This is a genomic window from Sphingomonas elodea ATCC 31461 (genome assembly GCF_000226955.1).
In the GTDB taxonomy this organism is placed as follows: domain Bacteria; phylum Pseudomonadota; class Alphaproteobacteria; order Sphingomonadales; family Sphingomonadaceae; genus Sphingomonas; species Sphingomonas elodea.
On record NZ_AGFU01000046.1, the window covers coordinates 1 to 10,272 of the forward strand.

At 67.4% G+C, this 10,272-nt stretch carries 8 protein-coding genes; 5 read left to right on the plus strand and 3 right to left on the minus strand.

Going from position 1 to position 10,272, the window contains the following annotated elements:
- Position 1: 1 nt before the first annotated feature.
- A complete protein-coding gene (locus tag KK7_RS21930) occupies positions 2–142 on the minus strand; it encodes a zinc-finger domain-containing protein (RefSeq protein ID WP_010545123.1) in 141 nt (46 codons plus the stop codon).
- 67 nt (positions 143–209) lie between these two features.
- On the opposite strand from KK7_RS21930, the gene KK7_RS0113245 reads away from it, so the two are divergent.
- A complete protein-coding gene (locus KK7_RS0113245) occupies positions 210–1,127 on the plus strand; it encodes an ABC transporter ATP-binding protein (RefSeq protein WP_010545124.1) in 918 nt (305 codons plus the stop codon).
- A gap of 411 nt (positions 1,128–1,538) precedes the next feature.
- Here the strand turns inward: KK7_RS0113245 and KK7_RS0113250 are convergent, their stop codons facing one another.
- Together KK7_RS0113250 and KK7_RS0113255 are read right to left on the minus strand one after the other, a co-directional pair.
- The gene (locus KK7_RS0113250; RefSeq protein ID WP_237709212.1) at positions 1,539–1,766 is read right to left on the minus strand and encodes a hypothetical protein; all 228 of its coding nucleotides are present in this window, start codon (positions 1,764–1,766) and stop codon (positions 1,539–1,541) included.
- A 116-nt stretch (positions 1,767–1,882) separates the two neighbouring features.
- Positions 1,883–2,776, minus strand: coding sequence for a CE1 family esterase (locus KK7_RS0113255; protein ID WP_010545126.1), 894 nt, complete (start codon positions 2,774–2,776; stop codon positions 1,883–1,885).
- Positions 2,777–3,043: 267 nt separating this feature from the next.
- Between KK7_RS0113255 and nadB the strand changes: the two genes are divergently transcribed.
- The 4 genes from nadB to KK7_RS0113275 all read left to right on the plus strand — a co-directional run bounded on the left by nadB (position 3,044) and on the right by KK7_RS0113275 (position 10,218).
- A complete protein-coding gene (gene nadB / locus KK7_RS0113260; RefSeq protein ID WP_010545127.1) occupies positions 3,044–4,648 on the plus strand; it encodes an L-aspartate oxidase in 1,605 nt (534 codons plus the stop codon).
- A 103-nt stretch (positions 4,649–4,751) separates the two neighbouring features.
- Positions 4,752–5,891, plus strand: coding sequence for a serine hydrolase (locus tag KK7_RS0113265; RefSeq protein WP_010545128.1), 1,140 nt, complete (start codon positions 4,752–4,754; stop codon positions 5,889–5,891).
- Positions 5,892–5,959: 68 nt separating this feature from the next.
- Entirely contained in the window at positions 5,960–8,716 is a 2,757-nt protein-coding gene (polA, locus tag KK7_RS0113270) for a DNA polymerase I (protein WP_010545129.1), read from the plus strand.
- Complete coding sequence (locus KK7_RS0113275; protein ID WP_010545130.1) at positions 8,713–10,218, plus strand: lipopolysaccharide biosynthesis protein; 1,506 nt, start codon at positions 8,713–8,715, stop codon at positions 10,216–10,218. Before polA ends, KK7_RS0113275 begins: the two co-directional genes overlap by 4 nt.
- Positions 10,219–10,272 lie beyond the last annotated feature (54 nt).

Here is a 10,272-nt window from a genome sequence, read left to right on the forward strand (position 1 = left end):
ATTAGCCGCAATCGACATAGCCGCTCTCGTCGATCTGGAGGTACACGCGCGGATGGCCGAGTGCGGCGGGCAGGCCGGGGCCGGTGCCGTCGCAGGCGACACGGGGCTGGGCGGTGCGGATGACTTCGGGCGGGGCGATCATGGCCCGCGCCTTAGCAAAGCGCGCGGGGGCTCGCAATCGGATGCGCGGGGTCTTAAAGCTGCCCGCCATGACCCAGGCAGCGATCGCGATCGACACACTCTGCAAGACCTATCAGGGCGGCAAGCGCGCGCTGGACGGCGTGACCTTCGACGTGCCGCGTGGGCAGATCTTCGGGCTACTCGGCCCCAATGGCGCCGGCAAGTCGACGCTGATCAACATCCTGGCCGGGCTGGTCAACAAGACCAGTGGCGCGGTCTCGATCTGGGGCTTCGACATCGACGCTTCCCCACGCAACGCAAAGGCGAGCATCGGCATCGTCAACCAGGAGATCCTGTTCGATCCCTTCTTCACGCCGAAGGAGACGCTGGAGATCCAGGCCGGGCTATACGGCGTGGCCAAGGACAAGTTCGACGCGATGGCGCTGCTCCGCGCGGTGCATCTGGAAGACAAGGCCAATGCCTATTCGCGCACGCTGTCGGGCGGCATGAAGCGGCGGCTGATGGTCGCCAAGGCGATGGTGCATTCCCCGCCGATCATCGTGCTCGACGAGCCGACCGCGGGTGTCGACGTGGAACTGCGCCAGCAGCTCTGGGCCTATGTGAAGCAGCTCAACCAGCGCGGCGTCACGGTGGTGCTGACGACACACTATCTCGAAGAGGCCGAGGAGCTGTGCGACCGCATCGCGATCATCAACCACGGCCAGCTGATCGCCAACAAGCCGACGCGCGAGCTGGTCGGCATGGCGCAGGAAAAGGTGGTCGAGGTGACGGTGGACCGCGACATCGCCGCGGCACCGGACAATGCCTGCTTCCAGAAGGTGGAGCGGAAGGGCGAGCGGGTGCTGGTGATCACCTACCGCAAGGACCAGGCGAACGCCGGCGAAGTGCTGGGCGCGGTGCAGGCGGCGGGTCTGGGGATCGTCGACGTGTCGACCCGCGAGGCGGACCTGGAGGATGTGTTCCTGAACCTGACGCGGGCGGCGTAGGGGGCGGAAGCCGTGGCCCTTGTCCTTGCTGCGCTGCTGTCGCTGTCGCAGACAATCCTAGAGCCGCCGGAGCCATTGAAGGGGCAACTACAGTCCGCAATTTGGTCGGACCTTCAAACTAATGCCATGATCGGCAACGGAAATTGGGTTGCTGCGCTCTGGTACAATGCATCCGGTGGCACCAACGAAGATCTGCACATTCGCGACTTGCGTTGCTCCAGGGATCATTCTGGGCAACACTGCGAATTCAACCTTCTTCGCGACGGACCGCCGAAGCTGGTCTTGGGTGAAACCGCCCCAGTGCGTTTGCACTGTGGCGCACGTTTCGTCCAAACGGGCACTGAATGGAGGGTAGTCCACAGGCCGCCCCGCAGAGTCGGACATAGCAAGACGTCGATGGCGTGCGAGATGCTACCCTAAGCTCTCGATTTGCGACGGTTCTCCGGGCATGATCAGGCCTTCGCCGATGAAGCGGCCGTCCCAGAGAAAGAACCGCTCCGCTTGGCTGAAGATCGGCGCCGCGCTTTCCGGCGTCAGAAAGACGAATCCGAGGCGCCGCCGCTCGCCGGGATGCAGGGGTTGGTCCCGGAGTAGGAGGAGGGCATCCCAGCCGGAATACGGTAGCTCCTTGCTCGTCATCAGGATGCAGCCGAAGCCGGGAAGGGCAGGCCCAGCTCTCCCGCCATCGGAGGTTGCATAGAGCCATACGTCCGCAACGAGGTGGGGCTTGGCGTCCCGCTGAACGTCAAGTCTGCTCACCGACGGTGCTTCGCGAAGAACGCCCACATCGCCTCGTTGTCCGCCACCCAGACATGGCCCGCGCCGTGCTTCACCCGGCCCGCCACGTCCGCGCCGCCCGAGCAGCGGCTGAAGCGTTCTTCCTTCACCTCCGGTGAAACCTCGCTCGCGACGGGTCCCGCCCGACACCCGTTCAGGTCCGCCCAGCGGACCAGCGCGGTGTGCATCGTGTACTGCCAATAGCCCGCGCCGCCGCCCTGCACCGGGTTGGTGGTGTCGGTATCGCCGGCGAAGGCCAGCACCGGCATCGGCTGCGACGGCGTGCAGGTCGCCGGATCGGGGACGCGCGGCGTTTCCTTCAGCGGATTGCCCGCGCGCAGGCCCACCACCGGGGCGATCGCGGCGAAGCGGTCCGCCGCGACGCAGCCGAGCCAGGAGGTCATCCGCCCGCCGCCCGAATAGCCGGTGGCGTAGACGCGGGTGCGGTCGATGCAGCCCTTTGCCGCCAGCTGGTCGATCGCGGTCTTCACGAAGGCGACGTCGTCGGCATCTTCGGGGCCGGGCACCTTGCCGGTCACCGTCGGCACGCCGGGGATGTTCCACACATACCCCGTCGCGACGGGGATCCCGCCATCGGGTGCTGCGAGCAGGAAGCCGTGGCGGTCTGCGGTCGCCGCCAGCTTCGACTGCGCAAGGATGTCGCGGCCCTTGCCGGTGCTGCCGTGGAACACGAACACCAAAGGCAGCCGCGCGGCGCTGCGGCCGGCGGGGACATGCACCAGCATCGACCGCCCGGTACCCTCGATCGCCACCGGCACCGTCGTCCCCGGCGCGCCCAGCCGGCACGTCGCCGCCTGCGCCGATCCGCTGCCGAACAGCGCCGCAATTCCGATCCACCAGCTCAACCGCATCTGCTTCTCCTTGGCCAACCCTTCTACCGAGATGCGGTACGAACAACATATGCTGCTCCTCCCGTCATCCCGGCCAAAGCCGGGATCCATTCGCCTCTCGGCCGCAGCAAGAGCGGATAGCGAGACCCCAATGGACCCCGGCTTTCGCCGGGGTGACGATTTAGGGCGTAGCGATGGGTTCTTTCCCTGTGCCTGGTATTAGGTCCAAGGGTGGGGATTGCGAAACCCGCGCCGGGCGCGCTTAAAGCGCCGCAAAGGAGTGCCTCTTTGTCCGACACCAATCACCAAAGCGATGTCCTGGTCCTCGGTTCCGGCGCGGCGGGGCTTACCACCGCGCTGCATCTGGCGGACAAGTTCAAGGTGACGGTGCTGGCCAAGGGCGGCTTTGCCGAGGGATCGACCGCCTGGGCGCAGGGCGGCATCGCCGCGGTGCTGGAGGAGGGCGACACCTTCGAAAGCCATATCGACGACACGATGGTTGCCGGCGCCGGCCTCAACGACCGCGCGACGGTGGAGATGGTGGTCGAGAACGCCCCCGCCGCGATCGAGCGGCTGGTGAAACTGGGCGTGCCGTTCAACACCGAGGGCAATGCCCTGCACCTGACGCGAGAGGGCGGCCACAGCCATCGGCGTATCGCCCATGTCGACGACGCGACCGGCCTCGCGGTGCAGACCGCGCTGCTCCGCGCCGCGCAGGCGCATCCGAACATCACGCTGGTGCCCGACATGGTGGTGATCGACCTCGCCACCAGCCGGCACGAGCTGCGCTATTCGGGCGCGGGCAATGTCTGGGGCGTCTATGCCTTCAACCGCCAGACCAACCGCGTCGAGCTGTTCACCGCCCGTGCGACGGTGCTGGCGACCGGCGGGGCGGGGCGGACCTATCTGTTCTCCACCGCCCCGCGCGGCGCGACCGGGGACGGCATCGCGATGGCGTGGCGCGCGGGCTGCCGCATCTCCAACATGGAGATGATGCAGTTCCACCCGACCTGCCTCTACAATCTCGACGTCAAGAACTTCCTGATCACGGAAGCCGTGCGCGGCGAGGGCGGGCACCTGCTGCTGCCCCCCGATGCCGGCGAGGAGGCGGGCCATCGCTTCATGCCCGATTTCGATTCGCGGCTGGAGCTGGCGCCGCGCGACATCGTGGCCCGCGCGATCGACCATGAGATCAAGCGGCTCGGCCTCGACTATGTCCATCTCGACATCAGCCACATGGGGCCTGAGTTCGTCCAGCACCATTTCCCGACCATCTACCACCGGCTGCTCGACCTCGACATCGACATGACCAGGGCGCCGATCCCGGTGGTGCCCGCCCAGCATTATACCTGCGGCGGCGTGGTGATCGACCGCGACGGGCGCACCGACCTGCCGGGCCTCTATGCGGCGGGCGAGGTGAGCCAGTCGGGGCTGCACGGCGCCAATCGGCTGGCGTCCAACTCGCTGCTCGAATGCTTCGTGTTCGGCGAGGCGGTGGCGAATCACATCGGCGCGCATTGGGGCGAGCTCGCGCCGCCGCCGGCGATCCGGCCGTGGGACGAGAGCCGGGTGACCGATTCCGACGAGGAAGTCGTCATCAAGCAGAACTGGACCGAGATCCGCCGCTTCATGTGGAACTATGTCGGCATCGTGCGGACGACCAAGCGGCTGGAGCGCGCCGCGCACCGCATCAAGCTGCTGCGCGAGGAAGTGGCCGACTATTACGGCCATTTCCGCGTCACGCCCGACCTGATCGAGCTGCGCAACCTGCTGGAAAGCGCCGACCTGATCGTCCGTTCGGCGCTCCACCGCAAGGAGAGCCGGGGACTGCACTATACGCTCGACTATCCGGAGACGCTGCCGGACGCGGTCGACACGGTGCTGGTGCCTTGATCGGGTTGCGGCCGCGACCGCATCTCGTCGCTCGGGCGACTCGCTTCGTCGCATTGCGGGAATCCCTTGCTTTGCCCGTCCTAGGGGCAGTCGCATGATGGGAATGGGCAAGAGGTTGGTTGCGGTGCGTAAAATTCGATTCTCCAAGGTCGAGCGTGCGCTGACCGTCGCGGGGCTTGGACCCGCGGTGCTGCTCGGTTGCGCCGTCCACGAACATCCCGAGCTCGCCGCCTATCTGCCCGCACCCAATTACGGCGTGCTGATGCCGATCCCGCGTGCGCAGGCCGCGCCGCGTGCCGAGGTGCCGCCGCCTGCGGGCCTCGTGAATCGCCTCTCCGACATCGCACATAATTTCGACGGCGTGGTTGGCATCGCGGTGACCAGCGTCGACCGCAACTGGACCGCCTCGCAGGGCGGCGCGCGCAAGCTGCCGCAGCAGAGCGTTTCCAAGCTGTGGGTCGCGATGACCGTGCTCGACCAGGTCGACCAGGGCCGCATCCGGCTGAGCGACCCGCTCGTCATCACCCGCGCCGACTTCACCCTGTTCCACCAACCGGTCGCTTCGCTGGTGAAGGGGGATCAAGGCTATCACAGCACCGTCGGCGAGATCATGCGCCGGGCGCTGACGATGAGCGACAATACCTGCAACGACAAGCTGCTGCGCCTGGTCGGCGGGCCGCCGGCGGTGCGCTCGTTCATCGCGCGGAACGCGCTGGGCTCGATCCGCTTCGGCCCCGGCGAGAAGCTGCTCCAGCTCGGCACCTCGGGGCTGCCGGCGTGGAAGCCCGAATATTCGATGGGCAACACGTTCGCGGTCGCTCGCGCCCAGCTTCCGCGCGCCACCCGCGTCGCGGCCTACCAGTCCTATGTCGCCGATCCGCCCGATGGTGCTGCGCCGCTTGCCATTGCCGGCGCGCTCGCCCGGCTGAAGCGCGGCGAGCTGCTCTCGCCGGTTTCCACCCAGTGGCTGATCGCGACGATGCAGGCCTCGCACACCGGCAAGTATCGCCTGCGCGGCGCGCTGCCGCCGGGGTGGCAGCTCGCGCACAAGACCGGCACCGGGCAGGACCTGTTCGGCCGCACCGCGGGCTATAACGACGTGGCCCTCCTCACCGCGCCGGATGGCCGGTCCTATGCGCTGGCGGTGATGATCGGCGACACGCCGCGGCCGATCAACGAGCGCCAGCTGCTGATGCAGGGCGTGGTCCGCGCGATCGTCGCCGAACATCAGGCAGGCGGCTGAAACAGCAGGCCTAAAACAGCGGGCTGGGCGGGATGACGGCGGCGCACCGCGCTGCTATCTCCCGCCCCATGCCCCATCTCTATCTCGTCGACGGCTCCAGCTACATCTTCCGCGCCTATCACCGGCTGCCGCCGCTGACCAACAAGCATGGCGAGCCGGTGGGGGCGGTGTATGGCTATACCTCGATGCTGTGGAAGCTCGCCGACGAGCTCCACAAGGCCGACGGGCCGACGCACATGGCGGTGATTCTCGACAAGTCCGAGCACACCTTCCGCAACGATCTGTACGACCAGTACAAGGCGCATCGCCCGCCGGCTCCGGAAGATCTGGTTCCCCAGTTCCCGATGATCCGCGACGCGACGCGCGCCTTCAGCCTTCCCTGCATCGAGGAGCTGGGCTGGGAGGCCGACGACCTGATCGCCAGCTATACCAAGGCCGCACTGGCGCAGGGGTGGCAGGTGACGATCGTCAGCTCCGACAAGGACCTGATGCAGCTGATGACGGACCCTTCCGTCGACATGCTCGATACGATGAACAACCGGCGCATGGGACCGGACGATACGCGCGAGAAATTCGGCGTCGGCCCGGAGAAGCTCGGCGAAGTGCTGGCGCTGATGGGCGACAGCGTCGACAACGTCCCCGGCGTCCCCGGCGTCGGCCCCAAGACCGCCGCCAAGCTGATCCTCGAACATGGCGATCTCGAATCGGTGCTCGCCGCCGCGCCGGGCATGAAGAAGGGCAAGCTGCGCGACAATCTGATCGAGCATGCCGAACTCGCGCGGCTGAGCCACAAGCTCGTCACGCTCGCCTCCGACGTGCCGCTGCCCGAGCCGCTCGACGCGCTGGCGCTGCAGGGCATCCCCGATGCGCCGCTCCGTGCGTTCCTCGAGCATCACGGCTTCAAGACGCTGCTGTCGCGCCTCGGCGCGGTCGCCGATGCGCCGGTGGAGACGCACGAAGCCCCCGGCGTGGACGAAGACCCGCCCTGCAACCATGACGGCTACGAGACCGTCACCGATCTCGATGCGCTGGATCGCTGGATCACCGTTTCGCGCCACCAGGGCTGGGTGGCGATCGATACCGAGACGACCGGGCTCGATGCGACCCAGGCCGATCTGGTCGGCGTCAGCATGGCGCTGGCGCCCAATCTCGCCTGCTATATCCCGCTCGGCCATGGCGGCACCGACATGTTCGCCGAAAAGCCGGTGCAGATCGACCGCGCCGAGGCGATCGCCCGGCTGAAGCCGCTGCTCGAAGACCCGGCGGTGCTCAAGATCGGCCACAATCTGAAGTACGACATGATCGTGCTCGGCCGCGCCGGCATCCGCGTCGCGCCCTATGACGACACGATCGTGATGAGCTTCGATCTCGATGCCGGGCTGCACGGCCATGGCATGGACGAGCTCGCCGCCACCCACCTCGCGCACAGCTGCATCGCCTACAAGGACGTGGTCGGCACAGGGAAGAACCAGCTCCATTTCGGCCAGGTCGATCTCAAGGCCGCGACCCGCTACGCCGCCGAGGACGCAGACGTCACGCTGCGGCTGTGGCGCCGCCTGAAGCCCCGCCTCGCCTATGAGAGCGTGACCCGCGTCTACGAGAGCGTCGACCGCCCGCTCGTCGCCGTGCTCGCCGAAATGGAAAGCACCGGCATCAAGGTCGATGCCGGGGTGCTGTCCAAGCTATCCTCCGATTTCGCCCAGCAGATCGCGATGCTGGAGGAGGAAATCCACGCCATCGCCGGGTTCAAGTTCACCATCGGCAGCCCCAAGCAGCTGGGCGACGTGCTGTTCGACAAGATGGGGATCAAGGGCGGCCGCAAGGGCAAGTCCGGCGTCTATTCCACCGACGTCAACGAGCTGGAGCGCATCGCCGCCGACAAGGATTCGCCCGGCCGCGAGATGGTGCTCAAGGTGCTCGACTGGCGCCAGCTCTCGAAGCTCAAGTCCACCTATACCGATGCGCTGCAGGCGCAGATCAACCCGCAGACCGGCCGGGTGCACACCAGCTACAGCCTCACCGGCGCGCAGACCGGGCGGCTCTCCTCGACCGATCCCAATCTGCAGAACATCCCGATCCGCACCGAGGTCGGTCGCCAGATCCGCGACGCCTTCGTGGCGGAGCCCGGCAACGTCATCCTCTCTGCCGACTATTCGCAGATCGAGCTGCGCCTCGCCGCGCACATCGCCGACGTGCCTGCCCTGCGCACCGCCTTCGAGAATGGCGACGACATTCACAGCATGACCGCGATGGAGCTGTTCGGCGAGGTGAACCGCGACACCCGCGGCCGCGCTAAGACGATCAACTTCGCGATCCTCTACGGCATCTCGCGCTGGGGCCTGGCTGGCCGGCTTGATGTGACGCCGGACGAGGCGCAGGCGATGATCAGCCGCTATTTCGAGCGCTTTCCGGGCATCAACCGCTACATCGCCGACACGCTGCGCGAGGCCAAGGAGCGCGGCTACACGACGACGCTGTTCGGCCGGAAGACCCACTTCCCGCGGCTCAAGGCCTCCAACCCCAATGAACGGGCGGGGAGCGAGCGCGCCGCGATCAACGCGCCGATCCAGGGCACCAGCGCGGACATCATCAAGCGGGCCATGGCGCGGATGGGCCCGGCGCTGCGAGAGGCCGGGCTCCACAACGTCCGCATGCTCCTCCAGGTGCACGACGAACTCGTGTTCGAGCTGCCCGAGAGCGATGTCCCGGCCGCGCGGCCGATCATCGAGCGGGTGATGGCCACCGCCGCCGAACCGGCGATCCAGCTCACCGTGCCGCTGGGCGTGGAGATCGGCGTCGGCCCCAGCTGGGGCGCCGCGCATTGAGCGAGGGGGAAGCGTCCAAGGACATCAATGCACTCGCCAAGGGCGGGCGGACCAACATGCTGGGCTTCATCATCCGGCTGATCGCCCGGCTGCCGTTCCTGTTCATCGCCGGCCGCGCCTATGGGCCGGAGATCGTCGGGCGCTATGCGATCGCGGTGCTGGTGATCGAGTTCGTGGCCCTTGTCGCGACACTGGGCCTCAAGCGCGGGCTGGCGCAGGCGCTGTCGAGCACCGATCGCCCGCACACCCATGTCGTGTGGGACGCGATGGTCGTCGCCTTGGTCGCGGCGCTGATCGCCAGCGGCATCATGATGGTCTTCCCGCAGGCGATGTTCCCCAACAGCCCGGTGATGGGGCTGGAGCGGTTCCTGTCGATCGCCGTGATCGCGATCGCGCTGTCCGACGTGTCGCTGTCGGCGCTCGCCTATCGCCACAATATCGGCGCGGCGGTGACCGCGCGGGCGATCATCGAGCCGTGGACGATCAGCATCGCAGCATATCTCTTCTCCTTCGTATCGACGCGCGACGGGCTGCTGATGGCCTATCTGCTGTCGATGAGCGCCGCTTTGGTCGCCTCGATCGTGCCGTTCGTGCGCGAATACGGCCTGCCGGTCGGCTGGCGGCCGCAGCTGGCGGCGATCTGGGGGCTTGCCCGGCTCAACGCGCCGCTGGCCGGGGCGGACGCGATCGAGTGGGCGACGCGCAATGTCGACCGATTCATCCTAGGCCTGCTGTTCGCGCCCTCGGTGGTCGGCATCTATTACATGGCGCAGCAGGTCGCCTCGGTCCCGCAGCGGCTGAAGTCGAGCTTCGACCCGATCCTGGGGCCGGTGATCACCCAGAGCCTCGCGGCGGGTGATCGCCCGGCCGTAGCCAAGCAGGTGCGGCAGGTCGGCTTCTGGATCCTCTGCGCGCAAGCCGGGCTGGCGGTGATGTTCTCGATCCCGGCCGAAGGGGTGATGGGCCTGCTCGGCCGCGAGTTCGTGATCGGTTCGGCGGTGCTGTGCGTCCTGCTCTTCGCCGAGGTGCTCGCCTCGCCCGGCGCGGTGTGCGAGACGGCGCTGGTCTATATCGATCGGCACACCAATCTGGCGATCTCGGTCTGCGTGCTGATGTTGCAGATCGGCTTGAGCTTCGCGCTGATCTTCCTGGCGCGCGGGCAGGGCTGGTCAGTGCCGGTGCAGTCGGCGGCGCCCGCGGTGGCGCTGGCGCTCTCGCTGACGATCGGCTCGATCGCCAAGGGGCTGTTGCTCCAGGCCAAGCTCGGCGCGCCGGTGGTAAGCATCCGCCCCAGCTTCTTCGCGGCGATGGCGATCGCCGGGCTGGTGGGCGCTGCCTTCACCTCGCTGCCGCATCGCTTCGAATGGGCGGAGATGAGCCTGGGCATGCCGGCGATCCTGATCACCTTCCTGTTCGTGGTCATCCGCTTCGGCTTCGGCCCCGAGGACCGCGCGCTGTTCCGCAAGGTGCCGCGGGCGGAAGGGGCGGCAGAAGCGGCTTGAGCATTTTCTCCCTCGGCAAAGCCGGGGGAGGGGGACCGCCGCCGCAGGCGGTGG

Coding starts and splice junctions, on each gene's coding strand:
- KK7_RS0113245 (WP_010545124.1), top strand. CDS start 210: ATGACCCAGGCAGCGATCGCGATCGACACACTCTGCAAGACCTATCAG.
- KK7_RS21930 (WP_010545123.1), bottom strand. CDS start 142: ATGATCGCCCCGCCCGAAGTCATCCGCACCGCCCAGCCCCGTGTCGCC.
- KK7_RS0113250 (WP_237709212.1), bottom strand. CDS start 1,766: ATGACGAGCAAGGAGCTACCGTATTCCGGCTGGGATGCCCTCCTCCTA.
- KK7_RS0113255 (WP_010545126.1), bottom strand. CDS start 2,776: ATGCGGTTGAGCTGGTGGATCGGAATTGCGGCGCTGTTCGGCAGCGGA.
- KK7_RS0113265 (WP_010545128.1), top strand. CDS start 4,752: ATGGGCAAGAGGTTGGTTGCGGTGCGTAAAATTCGATTCTCCAAGGTC.
- polA (WP_010545129.1), top strand. CDS start 5,960: ATGCCCCATCTCTATCTCGTCGACGGCTCCAGCTACATCTTCCGCGCC.